Source organism: Streptomyces sp. NPDC005483, assembly GCF_040606035.1.
Classification (GTDB): Bacteria; Actinomycetota; Actinomycetes; order Streptomycetales; family Streptomycetaceae; genus Streptomyces.
Genome location: NZ_JBEXEA010000004.1, coordinates 39496 through 59554, shown reverse-complemented (window position 1 = coordinate 59554; position 20059 = coordinate 39496). Strand labels below are relative to the sequence as shown.

At 71.5% G+C, this 20059-nt stretch carries 19 protein-coding genes; 10 read left to right on the top strand and 9 right to left on the bottom strand.

The features are described from left to right. Positions 1 to 43 precede the first annotated feature (43 nt). Positions 44 to 1357, top strand: a complete 1314-nt coding sequence (locus ABZT06_RS09270) for a polysaccharide deacetylase family protein (protein WP_355737232.1) — start codon at positions 44 to 46, stop codon at positions 1355 to 1357. Next, the gene (locus ABZT06_RS09265; RefSeq protein ID WP_355737229.1) at positions 1354 to 1488 is read left to right on the top strand and encodes a hypothetical protein; all 135 of its coding nucleotides are present in this window, start codon (positions 1354 to 1356) and stop codon (positions 1486 to 1488) included. The genes ABZT06_RS09270 and ABZT06_RS09265 overlap by 4 nt, the downstream gene beginning before the upstream one ends. 37 nt (positions 1489 to 1525) lie before the next feature. Here ABZT06_RS09265 and ABZT06_RS09260 read toward each other — a convergent pair whose 3' ends face one another. Beyond that, entirely contained in the window at positions 1526 to 2218 is a 693-nt protein-coding gene (locus tag ABZT06_RS09260) for a hypothetical protein (protein WP_355737226.1), read from the bottom strand. Further along, complete coding sequence (locus ABZT06_RS09255; RefSeq protein WP_355737223.1) at positions 2215 to 2763, bottom strand: SigE family RNA polymerase sigma factor; 549 nt, start codon at positions 2761 to 2763, stop codon at positions 2215 to 2217. The genes ABZT06_RS09260 and ABZT06_RS09255 overlap by 4 nt, the downstream gene beginning before the upstream one ends. Before the next feature lie 153 nt (positions 2764 to 2916). Between ABZT06_RS09255 and ABZT06_RS09250 the strand changes: the two genes are divergently transcribed. Both ABZT06_RS09250 and ABZT06_RS09245 read left to right on the top strand, forming a co-directional pair. Beyond that, complete coding sequence (locus ABZT06_RS09250) at positions 2917 to 3273, top strand: PRC-barrel domain-containing protein (RefSeq protein WP_355737220.1); 357 nt, start codon at positions 2917 to 2919, stop codon at positions 3271 to 3273. A gap of 30 nt (positions 3274 to 3303) precedes the next feature. Next, positions 3304 to 3468, top strand: a complete 165-nt coding sequence (locus ABZT06_RS09245) for a hypothetical protein (protein WP_355737218.1) — start codon at positions 3304 to 3306, stop codon at positions 3466 to 3468. 51 nt (positions 3469 to 3519) lie between these two features. Here the strand turns inward: ABZT06_RS09245 and ABZT06_RS09240 are convergent, their stop codons facing one another. Together ABZT06_RS09240 and ABZT06_RS09235 are read right to left on the bottom strand one after the other, a co-directional pair. Further along, the gene (locus ABZT06_RS09240; protein WP_355738256.1) at positions 3520 to 4743 is read right to left on the bottom strand and encodes a PP2C family protein-serine/threonine phosphatase; all 1224 of its coding nucleotides are present in this window, start codon (positions 4741 to 4743) and stop codon (positions 3520 to 3522) included. Between the two features lie 287 nt (positions 4744 to 5030). Continuing rightward, a complete protein-coding gene (locus tag ABZT06_RS09235; protein ID WP_355737215.1) occupies positions 5031 to 5897 on the bottom strand; it encodes a UbiA family prenyltransferase in 867 nt (288 codons plus the stop codon). A gap of 148 nt (positions 5898 to 6045) precedes the next feature. Between ABZT06_RS09235 and ABZT06_RS09230 the strand changes: the two genes are divergently transcribed. From ABZT06_RS09230 to ABZT06_RS09215, 4 genes are all read left to right on the top strand, one after another. Next, entirely contained in the window at positions 6046 to 7104 is a 1059-nt protein-coding gene (locus ABZT06_RS09230; protein ID WP_355737212.1) for a 3-oxoacyl-[acyl-carrier-protein] synthase III C-terminal domain-containing protein, read from the top strand. Positions 7105 to 7128: 24 nt separating this feature from the next. Next, entirely contained in the window at positions 7129 to 7677 is a 549-nt protein-coding gene (locus tag ABZT06_RS09225) for an isoprenylcysteine carboxyl methyltransferase family protein (RefSeq protein WP_355737210.1), read from the top strand. After that, positions 7674 to 8690, top strand: coding sequence for an FAD-dependent monooxygenase (locus tag ABZT06_RS09220; protein ID WP_355737207.1), 1017 nt, complete (start codon positions 7674 to 7676; stop codon positions 8688 to 8690). The genes ABZT06_RS09225 and ABZT06_RS09220 overlap by 4 nt, the downstream gene beginning before the upstream one ends. Before the next feature lie 154 nt (positions 8691 to 8844). After that, positions 8845 to 9396, top strand: coding sequence for a hypothetical protein (locus tag ABZT06_RS09215; RefSeq protein WP_355737204.1), 552 nt, complete (start codon positions 8845 to 8847; stop codon positions 9394 to 9396). 82 nt (positions 9397 to 9478) lie between these two features. Here the strand turns inward: ABZT06_RS09215 and ABZT06_RS09210 are convergent, their stop codons facing one another. Then, a complete protein-coding gene (locus ABZT06_RS09210) occupies positions 9479 to 10963 on the bottom strand; it encodes a ricin-type beta-trefoil lectin domain protein (protein ID WP_355737201.1) in 1485 nt (494 codons plus the stop codon). A gap of 346 nt (positions 10964 to 11309) precedes the next feature. After that, positions 11310 to 12770, bottom strand: coding sequence for a benzaldehyde dehydrogenase (locus ABZT06_RS09205; RefSeq protein ID WP_355737199.1), 1461 nt, complete (start codon positions 12768 to 12770; stop codon positions 11310 to 11312). A gap of 148 nt (positions 12771 to 12918) precedes the next feature. On the opposite strand from ABZT06_RS09205, the gene ABZT06_RS09200 reads away from it, so the two are divergent. Then, on the top strand, positions 12919 to 15363 hold the full coding sequence (locus ABZT06_RS09200; RefSeq protein WP_355737197.1) for a SpoIIE family protein phosphatase: 2445 nt from the start codon (positions 12919 to 12921) through the stop codon (positions 15361 to 15363). 227 nt (positions 15364 to 15590) lie between these two features. On the opposite strand, the gene ABZT06_RS09195 is transcribed toward ABZT06_RS09200, so the two are convergent. Further along, the gene (locus tag ABZT06_RS09195) at positions 15591 to 17240 is read right to left on the bottom strand and encodes an alkaline phosphatase family protein (protein ID WP_355737194.1); all 1650 of its coding nucleotides are present in this window, start codon (positions 17238 to 17240) and stop codon (positions 15591 to 15593) included. A 244-nt stretch (positions 17241 to 17484) separates the two neighbouring features. Then, positions 17485 to 17889, bottom strand: coding sequence for a DUF4345 domain-containing protein (locus ABZT06_RS09190; protein WP_355737191.1), 405 nt, complete (start codon positions 17887 to 17889; stop codon positions 17485 to 17487). Between the two features lie 16 nt (positions 17890 to 17905). Here ABZT06_RS09190 and ABZT06_RS09185 point away from each other — a divergent pair, with 16 nt between their 5' ends. Continuing rightward, entirely contained in the window at positions 17906 to 18562 is a 657-nt protein-coding gene (locus tag ABZT06_RS09185; RefSeq protein ID WP_355737188.1) for an alpha/beta fold hydrolase, read from the top strand. Here the strand turns inward: ABZT06_RS09185 and ABZT06_RS09180 are convergent. Next, positions 18549 to 20003, bottom strand: coding sequence for an amino acid permease (locus tag ABZT06_RS09180; RefSeq protein WP_355737185.1), 1455 nt, complete (start codon positions 20001 to 20003; stop codon positions 18549 to 18551). The genes ABZT06_RS09185 and ABZT06_RS09180 overlap by 14 nt on opposite strands. Positions 20004 to 20059: the final 56 nt, after the last annotated feature.

The window sequence follows — 20059 nt, the reverse complement described above, 5'->3', positions numbered from 1 at the left end:
GGTCGGGTTTGTTCAAGCCCCTCGACCCTCAGGTACTGATCCCATGCGCACTCACCTCCTCATCCCCTCCCTCCTGCTGCTCGGCTCGCTCTCCATGGCGACGGCCTGCTCGTCGGGGCCCTTAGGGTCCTCCGGGACGGCGAGCGGCACGGCCACCGCGGCGCCCGGATCGTCGGCCACCGCCTCCCCGGTGCGCTCCGTCGACCCCTCGAAGATCAAAGGGCTTCAGATCGTCAGCGACAACAGCGAGAACACCTCCTGCGCGTGGGCGACCAGCTACCCGGACGTGCCCGGCGCGACCGCGGCGACGGAGGCGATGAGGAAGGACGTGGAGGCGCGCCTGGCCCTCTTCCGCGAGTCCTGCGCCGACGAAGCCGACGCCCCCGCCGGCGAGCTCAACATCAGCCACGGGTTCCTGGTCGCCTCCGGAGACGTCCTCGGCGTCCGCCTGACCACCCTGGGCGGCGGCGGGGTGGGCAGCGGACTGGCCCGGCGCACCTACTGGTACGACGGCCGGGCGGGCGCGTACCGCACCGCGCTGGACCTCGTCGACAGCGGTTCCCGGTCCGCCTTCGTCGCCGCCCTGAAGAGCCGGCTCGAGGGCCGGGAGGGCACGGACGCGCAGACCCTGGAGCAGGCGTTCGCCGACCCGTCGCTCCTCGCCGGGGAACTCGACGACATGGCCTTCGCCGCGAACGGCGGCCTGCGGGTGACCTTCGATCCGGGCACGGTCGGCGCCGTCCCCGCCGGCACCTACAGCGTGACCGTGCCCAAGGAGACCGTCACGCCCTGGCTGTCCGACTTCGGCGCACGCGCCCAGCGGCAGAGCGTCAGCCCGACCGGCTCGCTCGACCTCGGGGTGGCCGCCACGCCCACGCCCGCGGTGCCCACGCACACAGCCTCCGGTGACGACGACACCGACTGCGCGAAGGTCACGTGCGTCGCCCTGACCTTCGACGACGGCCCGTCCGCCACCTCCACCGCGACCCTGCTGACGCATCTCGCGCAGTACCACGCGCGGGCCACCTTCTTCACGGTCGGCCAGAACGTCGTCGCCCACCCCGCGCTGGTGCGCGCCGAGGTCCGCGCGGGCCACGAGGTGGGCAACCACTCCTACAGTCACCCCGACCTCACCAAACTCGGCGCCGAGCAGGTCGCGTACCAGCTGAACCGCACCAGCGCCGCGATCAAGGCCGCCACCGGCACGGCCCCCACCCTGTTCCGCCCGCCCTACGGCGCGCTCAACAGCACCGTCCGCCGGCCACCCGCCTCTCCCCGGTGCTGTGGACCCTGGACACCGAGGACTGGAAGTACCCGGACGCCGCCAAGGTGGCCCGGTCCGTCGTCTCGAAGGTGAAGCCCGACGACGTCGTCCTGATGCACGACATCCACCCCACGTCGGTGGCCGCCGTGCCCGAGATCCTGCGCACCCTCTCCGCCCGCGGATACCACTTCGTCACCGTCAGCCACCTGCGCTCGACGATGTGACCCTCGGCCGCCGGCACGAGGTCCGCCTCCGCTCGGGTCACCTGCCGGGATCCAGCCGTTGGGCGAGCTCGTGGGCGGTGGTGCTGGTGAGGTCGCCCATGTAGGGGCCGACGATCTCGATACGGCCGCCGGTGAGCGAGGTCCTGACGTAGGGGTTGCCCCAGAGCTTGCCGTCGATGACGATGGCGAACTCGTTGCGCGGGGCCGGGGCCGACGCGAGGGAACCGGTGAGGGCGGCGAAACGGTCCCGGTCGGCGGAGTCGAGGCGCACGTCGACCAGCCAGGTGCCGTCGAGGCTGCTCTTCTCGGCCTTGGCGGAGGCGACCCGGACGCCGGTCATGCCCGCGGCCCGGTCGACCCGGACGCAGAACGCCGGGTGGGTCGCGCTCGCGGGCACGGTGTAGCCGCCGCTGCCAGGGGCGCACGCCTTCTCGTTGGACGACGTGACCGGCAGGAGGGAGAGCAAGGCCGCCTTCCCCGTGCCCTCCCCTGCCCCCGGCTGCACCACGTGCGCGCGCGGGGTCGCCCCGTCCGCGACGGCCGCCCAGGTGGTGGCGACCGCGACGGCGGCGACGACGCCGGCCCCGGCCCGGACCAGCCGCTGCCGCCGCCGGGCGATCCGCAGCGCTCCGTCGGCCAGACCGGCCAGCTGGGCACCGGCGTCACCGCCGCTCTCTTGGACATGGGCGTGCAGGGCGTCGTGCAGCGGGTGTTCGGTCGAGTCGTTCATGCGACGGCGCCCCTTCCGGAGGCAGTGGAGGAGGCGGCCGACGGCCCCGCCCCGGCCAGGGTGGTGCGGAGCGAGGCGAGGGCCTTGTGGGTCTGGCTGCGGACCGTCCCCTGGGCCACGCCCAGGATCGCGGCGATCTCGCTGTCCGGCCGGTCCTCGAAGTAGCGCAGCACGATCACCGCGCGCTGCCGCTTGGGCAGCCGCCGCAGCGCGGACATGATGTCCTGCCGCTGGACCACGGTGTCGGCCCAGTCGGCGGCCTGCGCGGACGGCCGGTCCGGCAGCGCGTCGGTAACCGTCTCACGCCCCCAGCTGAGCAACCTGAAGCGGTCCACCTGGGCGTGGTAGAGCGCCCGGCGCACATAGATCTCCGGCTGCTCCCGGTCGCGCAGCTTCGACCAGCGCCGAGCGGTGGCGGCGAGCGCGGTCTGGAGCAGGTCCCGGCCCTGTTCCCAGTCCCCGGTCAGCAGGTAGGCCGTGTGCAGCAGCGATCTCGACCGCGCCGCCACGAACTCACGGAACTGGCGTTCCTCGTCGGCGTTCAATGGGTGCCCTCCCTCGTCCCCTGTAGAGACGGGTACGGAGGGGGGTTCTACTGCCCTGCCGGCCCTACTTTTTCGATGGGTGTCACCAGGGCTGATACGGGAACGCGGAGAAGTGCCTTCTCCGGGTGCACCGAGGCGCGAAGGGACCCAAGGATGATCCAGAGTGCGGATATCCGTGAGTGGCGCACTCACGACGTCGTCGACGCGGACGGCCACAAGATCGGCACGTTGGAGGCCGTCTATGTGGACACCAGGACCGACGAGCCCGCCATGGGCACGGTCCAGGTCGGGCTGCCGACCCGCCGCCAGCTGGTGTTCGTCCCGTTGCACGACGCGGTCGTGGGGCCTGGCTACGTCAAGGTCGGCTACGACCGGTCGCTGGTGAAGAAGGGCCCGGCGATCGGCACGGACGACGTACTGCCCGCCGAGGACGAGGCCGCGGTGTTCGCGCACTACGGCCTGCCCTACCAGCCCGGCGCGAACGGCGAGCGGCAGCTCGCCCGCCGCTGACCCCGCCCTGTCGAGGAGGTGCTTTACGCCATGACGCTCTTCCTGCTTCTCGTCCTCGCGGCGATCGTGCTCGGCATCGTCGGCGTCGCCGTCAAGGGACTGTTCTACCTGCTGGTCATCGGCATCGCGGTGTTCCTGGTGGCCCTGGTGTACGTGGGCATGCGCATGGGCCGGCACCGGCGCCCGCTGCGCTGAGGAACCGTGTGGTGGCCGGCGGCCGGCCCCCTGCCCGGCTCTGCTGGCGCGTCAGTCCGCCGACGTCGGCGAGGGCGACGCGTCCGCGAGCTGCGCACCGGTGTCCGCGTTCCGCCGGGAGGCCGTGACGCCGTGCCAGTCCAGGCACATGATGGTGGCGTCGTCCCGCAGGTGGCCGTCGTTCGCGGCGATGACCCTCGCGATCACCGTACGGGCGGCCTCCCGCGGATGCAGGTCACGCGTGCGCACGATGAGGCCCTCCAGGTCCACGTTCCGGGCCCGGCGCTCCAGCATGCCGTCGGTGAGCATCACCAGCCGGTCGCCGGGCCGCAGATCCAGCCGCTGGACCCGGTAACCGCGCGAGAACGGAAACCCGAACGGCATGTCGACCTCGACGCCGAGCCGCTCCACCCGCCCGTCGCGCAACCTCAGCGGCCAGGGGTGGCCCGCGTTGACGAACTCCGTGTTCCCGTCGAGCAGGCTGATGCGCAGGAGCTGGCCGGTGACGTACCCGTGCTTGCCGTGCTCGCGCAGGCTCTGGTGGGCCTGCCGGGCCTGTTCGGCGAGATCGGCGCCCGCTCGTCTGGCCCCGCGCAGCGCCCCGATCGCGAGGGTCGCGAGCAGGGCGGCGTCGACGTCGTGGCCCATGGCGTCCGTGACGGACAGCTGCATGGTGTCGCGGTCGACCACGTAGTCGAACGTGTCGCCTCCGACATGGTCGGCGGGTTCCAGCGATCCGGCGACCGTGAACTGCGCGGCCTCACAGGCGAGGGACGAGGGCAGCAGCCGGTGCTGGATCTCCGCGGCCAGACTCAGCGGCTTGGTGCGGCGGCCCCACTGGTACACATCGGTGTACGACCGGTTCGCGATGACGATGTAGGCCAGTGCGTGCGCGGTCTCGCCGATCTCCCGCATCGCGGCCTCGTCCGGCGCCGAGGGGAGGAAGCACTCCAGGAGACCGATGGCGTCTCCCCGGTTGGTGACCGGAGCGACGACCCGGACCGTGCTCCCGTCGCCCTCGACCTCCGTGACCGGCTGCTGGGTCCGGATCACCTCGTCGTACAAGGTGCCGCGCAGGCTTGTGCGCCTGACCGGTTCGTCGGTCCTGACGTCCCCCGCGGCGCCGAGGCGCACCACTGCCGTACCGGTGAAGTCCGTGATGAGGAAGGAGACGCGCGTCGCGTCGAGGCTCTGCCTCAGCATGTGGGCGACGACGTCCAGCGATTCCACCGGCGCCGCGGCCTCCGCGGCGGCCAGTACCTCGGCGAGCTCCACCATCCGGAGCTGGGAGTCGGCCGCACCGTGAGCGTCCGCCGGATGTGGACTCACCTGATGCGTCTCCTGATTGCTGCTCGTCACCGTCATCCCACCCGAGCGGCAGGACGCCGACGGGGCCGATCGCGACGATGCGGCCGGGCACGCACCGACACCGCGCGGGGGAAGTCTGCCACCCCGGATCCGCGGCCTGCCACCCCGGATCCGGGACCTGCCGGACTCAGGACGAGCACCGGCGGCGACGGCGCCCGGGGCCACGCCGACCGCGACGGGCCCGGCGGACGCGGTCAGGCGATCCCGGTGCCGTGCAGCAGCAGCGTCACGTCCACCACCGCCACACAGACGGCCGCCGCGAACGCCGACCGCTCCCAGCGGCGCCCCAGCAGCGCCCCGGCCACCGCGACCAGGACGACCGCCGCGAGCGCCGCCACGCCGCGGCTGTCAGGTGGCCCGGCAGGACCCAGCACCAGAACAGCGGACGCAACCACCAGCGGCACCGGCAGCAACAGCCGCACCCCGTCCGGTCCCAGCCGGTGCGGCCAGCCCCGTACGCCCGTCGCCAGATCCCCGCGGATGTCCGGCAGCACGTCACCCAGATGGGCGCCGACCCCGAGGAGTGCCCCGGCGGTGACGACCCACCAGGCCGGCCACGGTCGCCCCGGCAGTCCCAGCGCCACGAACGCGGGGAGCGCGGCGAAGCCCACCGCGTACGGCGCCCAGGACCACGCCGTCGCCTTGAGCCGCAGGTCGTACGCCCAGGCCGCCGCCACCCCGGTCAGGTGAACGGCGCCCGCCCACAGGCCACACGCGAGCGACAGCGGCACGCACAGCGCCAGCGCGGCGTACGCGGCCACCCACACCTCTCTCACGCCGACCGTGCCGTCGACGACGGGTTTGCCGCGGCGACCGGCCTCGGTGTCCCGGCCGGCGTCGAAGGCGTCGTTGCACCAGCCGACGGACAACTGCCCGGTCAGCACGGCGGCGGCGGTCAGGGCACTGCGCGCGGCGCCCTGACCCGCGGTCACGGCCAGCGCGGCCGTCAGCGCGGTGACCGCCACGACCGGCCCGGGATGGCACGCTCCGGCCAGGCCCCTCGCCCGGCCGGCCCACCTCGCGGCCGGGAGGCCGGCCGTCGACTGCTCGGGAGTGCCCACCCGGCCGATCGTAGGCGCCCGGGCCCCGCCCGGCCGGTACCCACGCCCCCGGAGGGAACGGCCGGACGGGCGATCCATGGTGGTGGAACCCCGCTCCGGGGGAAGGTGTGGGAACAGCCCACCCAGTCGGTCACCGGACGGGAACCACATGACGCGGATCGCCGCCGTTCACGGCGCCCTCGCACCGCACCGTCACACCCAGCACGAGATCACGGACATGGTGGCCCGCACCTGCCTGCCGGAGGGCAGCGACCGGCGGGTCCTGGACCGGCTGCACCACAGGGCGATGGTCAACTCGCGCCATATGACGCTGCCGCTCGAACGGTACGGGGAGCTGGACGGGTTCGGCGCCTCCAACGACGTCTTCATCGCCGCCGCCACCGACCTGGGCGCCAAGGCGGTCCGGGGCGCCCTGCACGCGGCCGGTCTGTCCGCCACCGACGTGGACCTGCTGGTCTTCACCTCCGTCACCGGCATCGCCACGCCCTCGATCGACGCGGCGCTGGTCGGCCGCCTCGGGCTGCGGCCGGACGTCAGACGGATGCCGTTGTTCGGCCTGGGCTGTGCCGGGGGCGCCGCCGGTCTCTCCCGGGTGCACGACTACCTGCTGGGCCGGCCCGACCACGTGGCGGTGCTGCTGTCGGTCGAACTGTGTTCGCTCACCTTCCAGCGCGACGACGCCTCCCTGGCCAACCTGGTCGCCACGGGACTGTTCGGGGACGGCGCCGCCGCGGTCGTCGCGTACGGCGCGGGCCGCACCGACGAGACGTCCGGCCCGACGATCGTGGACACCCGCAGCCACCTGTATCCGGACACCGGGCGCGTCATGGGCTGGGACATCGGCGACTCCGGCTTCCGGGTCGTCCTCGACCCGCGGGTCCCCGACGTGGTGCGCCGGTATCTCGCGGACGACGTCGAGGGGTTCCTCGGCGACCACGGCCTCAAGCCGAAGGATGTGACCGCCTGGGTGTGCCACCCGGGTGGCCCCAAGGTCCTCCAGGCCGTCACCGAGGCCCTCGACCTGCCCGAGGGGGCGCTCGATGTGACCTGGCGTCACCTGGCCGATGTGGGCAACCTGTCCTCGTCGTCGGTGCTCCACGTCCTGCGCGACACCCTGGCCCAGCGCCGTCCGCCGCCCGGCACGCCGGGTGTGCTGCTGGCCATGGGGCCCGGCTTCGCCTGCGAACTCGTCCTGCTGCGCTGGTAGTCCGGACACGAGGACTCACGACACATGATCTGGTACGCACTGCTGGTGGCCGCCGTCGCGGGCGAGCGCGTCGCCGAACTCGTCGTCGCCCGCCGCAACGAACGCTGGAGCGCCGCGCGCGGCGCCACCGTGAGCGGGCAGGGCCACTACCCGGCGATGGTCGCCCTCCACACCGGCCTGCTGCTCGCCTGTCCGACCGAGGTGTGGCTGGCCGACCGGCCCTTCGTGCCCGCGCTGGCCTGGCCGATGCTGGCCGTACTGGTGGCCGCCCAGGCGCTGCGGTGGTGGTGCATCCACACCCTGGGGCCGCGTTGGAACACCCGGGTGATCGTCGTTCCCGGCCTGCCGCTGGTGACGGGCGGCCCCTACCGGTGGCGGTGGCTGCGGCATCCCAACTACGTGGCTGTCGTCGCCGAGGGCCTGGCCCTGCCACTGGTCCACACCGCCTGGGTCACCGCGGCGACCTTCACGGTGCTCAACGCCGCCCTGCTCACCGTCCGCATCCGCTGCGAGAACCGGGCGCTGGCCGCCGCGACCGCGCCGACCACGCCGACCACGTCGGCTCCGGCGTGATCGACGTACTGGTGGCCGGTGGCGGACCGGCGGGCCTGGCCGCCGCCATCCACGCGGCCCTCGCGGGCCTGGAGGCCGTCGTCGTCGAACCCCGCGCCGCGCCCGTGGACAAGGCCTGCGGAGAAGGCCTCATGCCCAGTGGCGTCACCGCGCTGCGGGCCCTGGGCATCGAGGAGGTCACCGGCCGCGAACTGCGCGGCATCCGCTACGTCGACGGCACCACCCACGCCGAGGCGCCCTTCCGCGGCCGCGGCGGGCTCGGAGTCCGCCGTACGACGCTGCACTCCGCCCTGCACGAACGCGCCCTCGGCCTGGGCGTGCGCGTGCTGGAGGGCAAGGTCGGCGAGGTGCGCCAGAACGCGGACACGGTCACCGCCGCCGGAACCGCGGCCCGCTGGCTGATCGCCGCCGACGGCCTGCACTCGCCGGTGCGCCGCGGCCTGGGGCTGGAGCTGCCGGGCCGCCCCCACGGCCGCTACGGGCTGCGCCGGCACTACCGCGTCGAACCGTGGACGGACTTCGTGGAGGTCCACTGGTCCCCGCACGGCGAGGCCTATGTGACACCGGTCGGCGACGACCTGGTGGGCGTCGCGATCCTCAGCCGCAGCCGACGCGGATACGACGACCACCTGGCCGCCTTCCCCGCCCTCACCGCGTCGCTGCCCGGCCCGGCGACGACGGCGGTACGCGGCGCCGGACCACTGCGGCAGCGGGTGCGGCGCAGAGTGGCCGGCCGTGTCCTGCTCGTCGGCGACGCCGCGGGCTACCTGGACGCCCTCACCGGCGAGGGCGTCGCCCTCGCGCTGGCGACGGCCGGGGCCGCCGTCCGCTGCCTGGCCGCCGGACGACCGGACGCGTACGAGCGCGCCTGGGCCCGGCTGACCCGCCGTCACCGGCTGCTGACCGGCGCCCTGCTGGCCGCCGCCCACCGACCGGCCACCGCCCGCCTCATCGTCCCCGCGGCGTCCCGGATGCCCCCGCTGTTCTCAGCCGCCGTCCACGCACTTCAGTAGCGGTCCGAGCGGGGGCGCCATGCCCCGCGCCCCTACATGAACAAAAAGGAAATGCCGGACGTATCGAACTACAGACCCCGCCCCGCGGCGGGCCCGAGGACCAGCCCTACCGCACACGTCGCGGCAGGAGGTTCCAGAGGAAAGAAGAACTGTCATGAACCGCGCCGCCACCATCGCCGCGGCGGCGACCGCCGTCGCCGCCTTCGCCGCCGGATGCGGAAGCTCCGGCACCACCGGCTCGTCGTCCGCGTCCACCAGCTCATCGCCTCCGCCCAGCAGCAGCGCCCCCGCAACCGGCGGATCCGGCACGCTGCGGACACACAGCTCCCCGCTCGGCCGGATCCTCGTCGACGGATCCGGCCGGACCCTGTACCTGTTCAGGGCCGACAGCGGCACCACCTCGCACTGCTACGGCACCTGCGCCCAGGCATGGCCACCCGACACCACGACCGGACACCCCAGCGCCCACGGCCTGAACGCCACCATGGTCGGCACCACTCCCCGCAACGACCACACCACCCAGGTCACCTACCACGGCCACCCCCTCTACCGCTTCTCCCAGGACACCCAGCCCGGCGACACCTCCGGCCAGGGCAGCACGGCCTTCGGAGGCGCCTGGTACGTGGTCAGCCCCAGCGGCGCCTCGATCACCAGCACCGCACCCAGCCCCTCCTCAAGTGGCTCGGGAGGCGGCTACGGCTACTGACCCCCCCGTGACGCGAACAGCGAAACGCCGTCGGCCTCGCCGTGAGGCGAAGCGCGACGGCGCCGGGTGGTACCGATCAGTGTCAGCTCCTGGTCCACTGCTGGTTGCTGCCGCCGTTGCAGTACCAGACGTCGACCGACGTGCCGTTGCCGGTGCCCGCTCCGGCCGCGTCCAGGCAGAGCGCCGGGTTCGCGACACTGGTCACGGAGAGGTCCGCGTTCACGTTCCACTGCTGTGCCGCCGCGCCGGTGCAGTCGGTGATGACCACGGGGTCTCCCGCCGTGGCTCCGGTGCCTCCGACCGTCATGCACTTGTTGCCGTAGACGGTGAGCTGCTTGTCCGCGTTCCAGTTCCAGGTCTGGTTGCCGCCGGCGTTGCAGTCCCAGAGGTCGAGCTGGGTGCCGTTGGTCGTGCTGAAGCCGGGCACGTCGACGCAGCGGCCCGAGGCCACTCCGCGCAGGACCTCACCGGGAGGCGCGGGCGGCAGGTCGTTGACCGGCGGGGTCTTGCCGAAGCCGTAGCCCCAGCGCAGCAGCGCGACGCCGGTGGCGCTGTTGTCCACGAGGTTGCCGTCGGCGTCCAGCGACTCGATCGAGTAGGAGTCACCGAAGCGCAGCCCCGGCCAGTACACCAGTCCCATCCCCTTGCTGCGGGCGGTGTTGGCCACGGACGCGAGGTACGAGGTGTAGATGTTGCCGTTCCAGGCGCCGTAGTTCAGGCCGATGGTCATCGGGGAGCCGGCCTCGTCGATGATGGTGCGGCCGGTGTACTTGCCGAGGCGCGCCTCGAGGTCGGCGGTCCAGTCCGACTGCTTGGTGTAGCTGTTCCAGAACCCGTAGAAGTGCAACGACAGCAGCGTGCCCCGCAGTTGGGGTGCCGCGCCGACCCCGGTGACGTTGTCGTTGTAGCCGGTACCGCTGATCACGACCCGGCCGCGCGGGACGTCCTTGTGCTGGGCGAGCCAGCCGCTGGTGACGGACACCCACTGGTCCAGGGTGTAGCCGTGCGGCTCGTTCATGGGCTCGAAGTAGACCCGCGGGTTGTACTTGTACTCCCGCACCACGGTGTTCCACATCGTCTTCCAGGCGGCGGTGTCGTCGACCAGCCCGTCCTTGCTGGAGTCGGCCTCCCAGTAGCTGACGATGACCTTGTCACCGGAGGCCGTGGCCGCGTCGATCGTCGCCCGGTACGACTTCCACCAGGTGGTGCCCACGCTCGCCGGGTTGATCGGCAGGCGCAGCGTGTTGGCGCCCAGGTTCTTCTTGAACCCGCTCACCATCTTCTGCGTGGTGCGGTACACGGTGCGGTAGCTGTCGGTCACCTTCAGCCCGCTCGGCACGACGGCGTCACTGGCGTAGTTGTCGCGCGGGTCGGCCCAGTTCACTCCGCGGAAGTCACTGGTACCGCCCTTCGGCGCGGGCTTCACCGACGCGTACGAGGCGTCCTGGCTCTCGGGAGCCTGCTGGGCGACGGCGGGGCCGGGGGCGGTCAGCAACATGAGTGTCGCGCCGAAGCCGGCCATGAGCACGCTGGCCAGTCTTCTCGACCTCGTCGGGGTCTTGGTCATGTCGTCTCCAGTGACGGGAAAACGTGGAGGGGCGGTGCGGGTTCTCGTCACCTGAGCCAAGGCACTGATGAACCTGGTGAACCAGGGTCCGAGTACAGCTGCTCGGACCCGCCGAACCGGCAATGGTTACGTAACCATTGCCGGAGATTGGCACGGCGCCCGCTCGGGTGACAAGACCCGTGACGCTTCCGAAACACGGCGCGGCACTTTTACCGGCCGCGGGAGCGGTTCAACAGCCAGTGGGGGCGATGGCCGCTGTTCGTTCGCTCTCGAGGGAGTTGACGGACAGTCCTGACAGACCAGGGCTCAGGCGTTCGCAGCGCGGACGCGGTCGGCTCCGTAGGCATCAGACCGCCTCGTTCACCGTCATCCAGCGCCACTGGGTGAACTGCTCCAGATTGGCGGTACCGCCGATGCGGGAGCCGTTGCCCGATGCTCCCATCCCGCCGAAGGGGGCGTTCGCGGCATCCTTGGCCGAGACGTCGTTGAGGTGCACCATGCCGGTGCGCAACTGCTCGGCGACGGCCGTGCCCCGCGGCACCGAACGGGAGTGCACAGCCGCTGTCAGGCCGTATTCGGTGTCGTTGGCGATCTCGACGGCCTCCGTGTCGGTGCGGAAGGGAACGACGGGGGCGACGGGCCCGAAGATCTCCTCGGTGAAGGCGGGCATGGTCCGCTCGACGTGGTCCAGGACGGTGGGCGGGTAGAACAGCCCGTCGCGGCGCCCGCCGGCCAGCACCCGTGCCCCGGCGGCCACGCTCTCGTCCACGATGCGCTCGATCCTCGCGGCCTGGCGCTCGCTGATCACGGGACCGAGTGCCACGCCGTCCTCGCGGGGGTCGCCGACCCGCAGCGCCTTGGCGTGCCCGATCAGTGCCTCGGTATACGACTCCATGAGGTCGACGTGGACCAGATGGCGCCCGGCGGCGACGCAGGCCTGCCCCTGGTAGCCGAAGGAACTCATCGCCCCGGCTGCCGCGGCCGCGTCGACGTCCGCGTCCTCGAGGACGACGATCGAGTTCTTGCCGCCCAGTTCCAGGGCCACCCGCTTGAGCCCTGCGCCCGCGGCGCGGGCGACCGCCCGACCCGCCTCGGTGGAGCCGGTGAACGAGACCATGGCGACGTGGGGATCAGCCACGACCGCCTCACCGGTGCCGGGGCCTCCGGGCAGGACGTGGAGCAGTCCCTCGGGCAGTCCGGCATCCTCGAAGAGCCGCGCTACGACGACGCCGCCGGACACCGGTGTGTGGGGATCGGGTTTGAGCAGGACGGCGTTGCCCAGCGCGAGGGCGGGCGCGAGGGCCCGCATGGCGAACAGCAGAGGGGCGTTCCAGGGGTTGATGACGCCGACCACCCCCAGCGGTACCCGCCATGCGTAACTGGCCCGGCCGGTCGGCGGGCTCAGGATCTCGCCGCCGGGCAGCGACGCGAGCCCAGCGGCCTGCGCCAACTGGCTGAGCCCGGCGGCGATCTCGTAGTCGCCCTTCGCCGGGACGCCTCCGGACTCCCTGACGATCCACTCGCGGATCGCCCCACTGTTGTCACGCAGTGCCCGGGCGGCACGGAGCAGGACCTCGGCGCGCTCCTGGGCCGGCACCTCGGCCCAGGCCCGCTGAGCCCGTGCGGCCAGGGCACCGGCCCGGGCGACATCCGCGGGCGCCGCCACGCCCACCTCCGCCAGCCGCTCTCCCGTGGCGGGCTCGTTCACCGGCCGAGCCCCGCCCTCGGACTGCCGCCAGCCGCCGCTGTAGATCTTCCCGGTCCATTCGGCCGCATCCGGCCACATCCCCTCACCGGTGGCACTCATGGCGCCCCCTCCATCATTGATGCATTAGTGGCATTTTGCAGCTATGACCTTATTGATCGTATTATGATCTGCCCTTCCGGCCACTGGTTTGCCCCTGGCCGGACCGGAGCGCACGGTGGAACGACCGAGGCGAGAGCGGATGAGCGCGATGACGGGTTCTGAAACCGCCGCCGGCGACGACCGGGCGGCGTGGCCGCTGGACGACCCCGTCGACGAGTCGGCCACGGCCAGGGCCGGCGTGGATCCGAACGGCATCGTGACCGGATGGAGCGAGGGAGCGCGGCGGCTGCTCGGATACCGGGCCGCGGAGGTCGTCGGCCGGCCTGCGGCGCGGTTGCTCGCCGGGAAGCCGCCCACCGGGACACTGCGGTCCCTGCGGACGCTGCCGAGGTGGAACGGGACAGCGACACTCCTGCACCGGGACGGCCACCACCTCGCGGTGAACCTGCTGGCCCATCGCCGGGAACCCGACAGTGAAGACGGCAACAGGGGCGGCGAGTGGCTCCTGGTCTCCCCCCTGGTCCGCCCGTCGGCGCCTCTCCAGGACGACGCACTGGTGATGTGGGCGTTCACCCGGTCCCCGTCCACGACGGCGCTCTACGACGCCGGCCTGCGGCTGCGGCGGGCGAACGCCGATATGGAACGTGCCATGGGCCTGCCCGAAGAGGCGATGCAGGGGTTGCGCGTGTCGGAGATCGTGGTCCATCCCGAGGGTGACCGGACCGAACAGTGCATGCGGCGGGCGCTGGAAACCGGCGAAGAGCAGCAGCTGCAGCAGATCCTGCACCTGGCGGGCCACGAGCGCGAGAGCGTCTGGGCGACTTCACTCACCCCTTTGCTGGACGCCGGGGGAACCGTACGGGGAGTGCTCCTTTCCGCGCACGACACGACCGAGGAGCATCTGGCCCGGGGACGTCTGGCCCTGCTCAACGACGCCAGCATCCGCATCGGCAGCACCCTGGACCTCGCCCGGACCGCGCAGGAACTCGCGGACGTGGCCATCCCGCGGCTCGCGGACTTCGTCACCGTCGACCTGCTCCCCGCCATCGAAGGCGGCGACGACCCGCGCGCCGGCTCGCCGCCCGGCCCCGTCATGCTGCGCCGTGTCGCCTACCAGTCCGTTCTGGAGGGTTCCCCCGAGGCCGTGGTGAAGCGCGGAACGGTGGCCGCCTACCCGGACGAGTCCACTGCGGCCAGGTGCCTGACCAGTGGCCGGCCGCTGATCGAGAACGTGACCGCCTCCGCGATGGACAAGGTGGCGAGCCAGACCCCGGAGCGGGCCGAGCGAATGCGGCGCTACGGCTTCCACTCGGTGCTGGCCGTGCCGATGCGCGCCCGCGGCATCACGCTCGGCGTGGCCACCTTCTCCCGCCACCGGAGCCCGGAACCCTTCGCGCAGGACGACCTGCTCCTGGGCGAGGAGATCACCGCCAGGGCCGCCGTCTGCATCGACAACGCCCGCCGCTACACCCGCGAGCGCCGCACCTCCCTCACCCTGCAGAGCAGTCTCCTGCCACACCGGCTGCCCCCGCAGGCCGCCGTCGACGTCGCCTCTCGCTACCTGCCCGCCGGCACACAGGCCGGTGTCGGCGGCGACTGGTTCGACGTGATCCCGCTGTCCGGCGCCCGGGTCGCCCTCGTCGTCGGCGACGTCGTCGGCCACGGCATCCAGGCCTCGGCCAGCATGGGACGGTTGCGCACCGCCGTACGCACCCTGGCCGATGTCGACCTCCCGCCCGACGAACTGCTGACCCACCTGGACGACCTGGTCATCCGCCTGTCCGCCGAGGCCGACAGCACGGCCGGCACCGCCGCCGACATCGGAGCGACCTGCCTGTACGCGGTCTACGACCCGGTTTCCCGACGCTGCACCCTGGCCCGCGCGGGCCACCCCGTACCCGCGCTGGCGACCCCGGACGGCACCGTGGAATTCCTCGACATCCCCGCGGGCCCGCCCCTGGGGCTGGGCGGCCTGCCCTTCGAAGCCGCCGAGATCGAGCTGCCCGAAGGCAGCCTCCTCGCGCTGTACACCGACGGTCTGATCGAGGCCCGTGGCCGCGACATCGACAAGGGTCTCGACGCGCTGCGTGAGGCGTTGGCCCGGTCGGCTCCGTCCTTGGAGGACACGTGCGACACCGTGCTCCAGACGCTTCTCCCGGACCACCCCGACGACGACGTGGCGCTGCTGATCGCCCGTACCCGCGCCCTGGACGCGGCGCATGTCGCCACCTGGGACGTGCCGCCCGAACCCTCGGCGGTCGCCGAGACCCGCAGAAATGCCTGCCGGCAGCTGGCCGCCTGGGGCCTGGACGAGGCCGCCTTCGTCACCGAACTGGTCGTCAGCGAACTGGTCACCAACGCCATCCGCTACGGCGGCGCCCCCATCCAGCTCCGGCTCATCCGCGACCGCAACCTCATCTGCGAGGTCTCCGACGCCAGCAACACCAGCCCCCACCTGCGCCGCGCCCGCACCTTCGACGAAGGTGGCCGCGGCCTGCTCCTCGTCGCCCAGCTCACCCAGGGCTGGGGCACCCGCCAGACGCACTCCGGTAAGACAATCTGGGCCGAACAGTCCCTCGCCACCACCACCTGACAGCGGAACGAATCAGGTTTTCCCGGGCGCGCGGAGAGCGGGGCGGGCCGATGCAAAGACGCGCCCATGCACAGCGGACCGCCTGACATCCATGGCCTCGGAGATGGCGCACCGGCTGAGTCCGGAAAGGACGGTCGGGTAGCGGGGAGCGCCGAGCCGTGCGTCGGCGTACCGGACGGCCGTCAGGCGGGACCGGAAGGCCGATCGGCCGGCGTTGGCCGAACGGGTCAGCGGACCGGCAGCACGGTGGTGTGTTCCTCGCGCACGGCCTGCAGGGAGCGGGGGTCGAGGCCGAGCAGGCTCAGGATCGTCGGTGCGATCTGCTTGGTCTGCACGCTCGCGGAATCACGCACGCCGTCCGGGACGGAGGCGCCGGACACCACGAGAGGGACGTCGAGGTCGTCGGAGTGGCCGCCACCGTGCTCGGCGATCTTCTTGGTGCCGCCGGCGTAGACGACGCCGTACTGCGCGACACCGAGGAGGTCCGGCACCCTGGCGTCGCCGGCCTCGACATGGAAGTGGTCGGCCGCGGCCTTTCCGGCGTAGACCTTGCTGAGCCCGCTGCGGGTGTACGCCTTGGGCGCGGCGTTGATGTCGGTGCCGGTGCCGTTCTGCGCGAGCAGGTACTTCTTGGCGAAAGCGGTGGCGGCCGCGGAACGGTCCGAGAGCCAGAGCAGCATGGCGTCGTCGTCCACCGCGTGCGTCACCAGATCGGCGGCGCCGGGGTGGAGCTTCTTCCAGGCGGCGTTGAGGCCGTCCAGCAGCGGACCGTCGTCGACGCGGGTGAGCGCGGCGGGGTCGGTGGGCGATTGGCCGTGCTTGGCGGAGAGGATGACGGTGGTGCTGCCGGAAAGGTGCCGCTTGCCGATCTCGGCGGTCAGGGCGCCGATCTCCTTGTCGACGAACTCCAGGTTCTTGACCAGCAGCGGGCCCGGGACGTTCTTGGCGGTGTAGCCGCCGGTGAGGCCGTCCGAGGCGGGCAGCTTCTGCGCGGTGGAGACCGACTGGAAGTTGAGGCCGAGTATCGCCGGCGTGCCGACCTTGTGGGAGTGGCTGTGGTCGTAGCCGTCGATCTCGTTGAGGACGGCCTTCACCTTGTAACCGTCGTACTGCTCGGTGGCCTTGTTGTCCTTGGTCCAGTCGTCGCCGGCGGCGTAGCCGAGGGCGTCGCTGTTGATCTCCGGGGTGAACAGGTCCTGGATGCCGGTGCCCGAGGGGCCGTTGAGGATCTCGTACGCGGCGTGCTTGTCCGACCAGGCGGTACGCAGACCCGCCTGGCGGGCCACCTCGAAGATCGTGTTCACCTTGAGGTACGAGTGCGGGTACACCGGCTTGCAGGTCTTCGGGTCGACCGGCAGCTTCGACGCGTTGATCAGGCTCGCCGGGTGGCCGGTCATCGACAGGATGCTGTCCGGCAGACCCGCGAGGCCCTGACCGGCGTCGAGGGATGCCTGGTCGGCGTCGAGATCCTCGGTGAGGTCCACCTCGACTCCGGGCTTGACGCCCTTGCAACTGGTGGTTCCCGCCGGGAGGAGTGCGGCGTTGTAGGTGTCGTCGTAGTAGATGCCTGTGGTGCCGGGGCTGCCGCCGGTCGCCTGGGCGACCATGCCGGGGAAGGAGTCGGACGGCGTGGTGGTCCTGGCGTGGGTGTACTCCACGCCGCCGCCGACCAGCCGGGCCAGCGCGGACTTCGGGTGCCTGGCGATGTACCAGGCCAGGTCCGACTGGTGCAGCCCGTCGACGGAGACCAGCAGGACGTGCCGGGCGGCGGCCCGGTGGTGGGTGGCGGCGAACGCGGAGGGCTGGGCGGCGGTCAGTCCGGTCAGGACTCCGGCGGCGGCGAGGAGGGCTCCGGGCCTGGCGTAGCGTCTGGACATCTGGTCTCTCCCATGAGTTCGAGGCGGGCTGCGCGTGCCGGACTCATCAGAGTGGCGCCTTGTGTACCAAAAACGGCGCATGTGTGAACACGCCCGGAATGAGCGGTCGGGTCTTCCCCAAGCAGACCTGGTTTTCCCCAAGGAGGAGTGGCTTCGCTCACCGGCTTCGGTTCATCTGCCGCACTTCCTGGGGAACCGGGTCCAGCGAGAGTCTCGCCGCCCTGCCGCACGGGGGCCTCGACTCTCAGGCGTTCTCCCTCAGCTGCGGGGAGGAGTCCTCCACCCGCAACAGATAGGCCGCAGCGCCGGCGTAGGAAGCCTCGACGACAAGAACGGCGGTCAGCAGCGCATGGGGCCACCCATCCGCCACGATGCTGACCACGCGTCCCACAGCCAGGCCGCTCATGAAGGTGAACATCGTGATGAGCGAAGTCCTGGTGTAACGCGCGTTGAAGGCTCCCAGGCAGAACAAGATCCCCAGGGCTACGAACAGTGATCCGGAACCGCTCCTGAAAATGTTCGCCTCCGACGGCGACTGGATGTCGACCCCGTAGACGTCGAGCAAGAGGTGGGGAGCCAAGAGATAGACCAACCCGATCACGGCGATCCCGAGACCCGCGGAACCAAGAACCATCTTGTTCAGACTCATCGTTCTGATACCTCCGGTGCGGGAGCTCATCGAAGAAGCTCCAGAACATGCGGTCGCCACGAGGGCCACCGGCCGTGTCGCATCGTCGGCTCCCCGGTCTTTTACATTACGTTCATACTATAATAGGCGAGAGGGGGCGAGAGGACAACAGGCCGCGATCCTGGCGCAGCGCCACACCGGCGTGCTGACGGATCTGCGCGGATACGGCGGCTCCGCGAAACCGGTCGCCGGCGCCGACCATGCCGAGTACAGCAAACGCGCCGTGGCCGCGGACCAGGTCGCGGTGATGGCGCGCCTCGGCTTCGACACCTTCGCCGCGGTCGGACACGACCGCGGTGCCCGCGTCGTTCACCGGATGTGCCTCGATCACCCCGCCCTGGTCAGGCGCGCCGCCGTCCTGGACATCGTGCCCGCCCGACACGTCTTCGCCACCGCGGACACCGCCTTCGCGAGGGCCTACGAACATTGGTTCTTCCTCGCCCAGCCCCCCCGGCTTCCCGGAGCGGCTCATCGGCGGCGACCCCGAGTTGACGAAGCGGTCCCTCCGTGGTCCCTGGGCATCCCATCACCCCGCGTGACGGATGCAGCCGTGAAGCCGGTGACGCGAGTCGAGAGCCGCGTCACCGGCGGTAGGGGCGGCCCTGTGCGGACCCGGTCTCCTACGAGGGGGTGATCTCCTCCTGCCGGGCTTTCGGCGACAGCCGCTTGCGGAGGAGCGCAAAGGCCACCACACCCCCGGCCACCAGGGTGGACAGGACAACCTGGTCCCGGCCGCCGCCCGAGGCGGTGTCGGTGAGCATGTAGCCGAGCACGAACACGATCAGGGCGATGGTGGCCCAGGTCAGATACGGGAAGAGCCACATCCGGACGACCAGCTTCTCCGGCGACTCCGTCTGGATGATGCGGCGCATGCGCAGCTGCGAGAAGCAGATGACCAGCCAGACGAACAGGGCGATGGCGCCGGAGGAGTTGAGCAGGAACAGGAAGACGGTGTCGGGCCAGGCGTAGTTGAAGAACACCGCGACGAAGCCGAAGACGACCGAGGCGAGGATCGCGGTCTGCGGCACGCCCCGGCGCTTGGTGCGGCCGAAGGCGGCGGGGGCGTCACCACGGCGGCCGAGGGAGAAGGCCATGCGGGAGGCGGTGTAGAGACCGGAGTTGAGGCAGGACAGCACGGAGGTGAGGACGATGAAGTTCATGACCTGCCCGGCGTGCGCGATACCCAGGGAGTCCAGGGCGGCGACGTACGAACCGTCCTTGGTGATGGCCGGGGAGTTCCAGGGCAGCAGGGTCAGCACGATGAAGATCGAGCCGAGGTAGAACACACCGATCCGCCAGATGACGCTGTTGGTGGCCTTGGTGACCGCGCGCTGGGGGTCCTCGGACTCCCCTGCCGCCAGGGTGACGATCTCGCTGCCCATGAAGGAGAAGACGACCATCAGTACGCCGGTGAGGATCTTGCCGGGCCCGTTGGGCAGGAAGCCGCCGTGCGCGGTGAGGTTGGACAGCCCCGCGGTGTCGCTGTGCGTGCCCGGCAGGACCCCGAAGACCGCCAGGAGGCCGACGCCGATGAACGCGACGATCGCGACGACCTTGATCCCGGCGAACCAGAACTCGAACTCGCCGTAGGAGGCGACCGAGGCGAGGTTGGAGACGGTCAGCACGATCATCACGATCAGGGCCCAGGCCCACTGGGGCACGCCGGGGATCCAGCTCTCCAGGATCTTCGCGCCGGCGGTCGCCTCCACGGCGAGCACCACGACCCAGAAGAACCAGTACAGCCAGCCGATGGAGAACCCGGCCCAGCGGCCGAGCGCACGGTCGGCGTACGCGGAGAAGGAACCGGAGGTCGGGTTCGCGGCGGCCATCTCACCCAGCATGCGCATCACGAGCACGACCAGGGCGCCCACGAGTGCGTACGACACGAGTATGCCGGGCCCCGCGGCGGCGATGCCCGAGCCGGAGCCGACGAACAGCCCCGCTCCGATCACACCGCCGATCGCGATCATCGACAGGTGGCGGTTCTTCAGCCCGGCCTGCAGGCCGGATCCTGACGGGGTGTCTTCGGTGGTGGTGACCGTATCGGGGGCGGGGGCAGGGGGACGTGTGGTCATCTCGGCATCCAGGGGACTGGCGGGGACGGGGACGGTTCCGGCGAGATCGGACGGAG

Coding starts and splice junctions, on each gene's coding strand:
- ABZT06_RS09230 (WP_355737212.1), top strand. CDS start 6,046: ATGACGCGGATCGCCGCCGTTCACGGCGCCCTCGCACCGCACCGTCAC.
- ABZT06_RS09270 (WP_355737232.1), top strand. CDS start 44: ATGCGCACTCACCTCCTCATCCCCTCCCTCCTGCTGCTCGGCTCGCTC.
- ABZT06_RS09250 (WP_355737220.1), top strand. CDS start 2,917: ATGATCCAGAGTGCGGATATCCGTGAGTGGCGCACTCACGACGTCGTC.
- ABZT06_RS09205 (WP_355737199.1), bottom strand. CDS start 12,770: ATGAGTGCCACCGGTGAGGGGATGTGGCCGGATGCGGCCGAATGGACC.
- ABZT06_RS09195 (WP_355737194.1), bottom strand. CDS start 17,240: ATGTCCAGACGCTACGCCAGGCCCGGAGCCCTCCTCGCCGCCGCCGGA.
- ABZT06_RS09245 (WP_355737218.1), top strand. CDS start 3,304: ATGACGCTCTTCCTGCTTCTCGTCCTCGCGGCGATCGTGCTCGGCATC.
- ABZT06_RS09190 (WP_355737191.1), bottom strand. CDS start 17,889: ATGAGTCTGAACAAGATGGTTCTTGGTTCCGCGGGTCTCGGGATCGCC.
- ABZT06_RS09200 (WP_355737197.1), top strand. CDS start 12,919: ATGACGGGTTCTGAAACCGCCGCCGGCGACGACCGGGCGGCGTGGCCG.
- ABZT06_RS09180 (WP_355737185.1), bottom strand. CDS start 20,003: ATGACCACACGTCCCCCTGCCCCCGCCCCCGATACGGTCACCACCACC.
- ABZT06_RS09225 (WP_355737210.1), top strand. CDS start 7,129: ATGATCTGGTACGCACTGCTGGTGGCCGCCGTCGCGGGCGAGCGCGTC.
- ABZT06_RS09215 (WP_355737204.1), top strand. CDS start 8,845: ATGAACCGCGCCGCCACCATCGCCGCGGCGGCGACCGCCGTCGCCGCC.
- ABZT06_RS09260 (WP_355737226.1), bottom strand. CDS start 2,218: ATGAACGACTCGACCGAACACCCGCTGCACGACGCCCTGCACGCCCAT.
- ABZT06_RS09210 (WP_355737201.1), bottom strand. CDS start 10,963: ATGACCAAGACCCCGACGAGGTCGAGAAGACTGGCCAGCGTGCTCATG.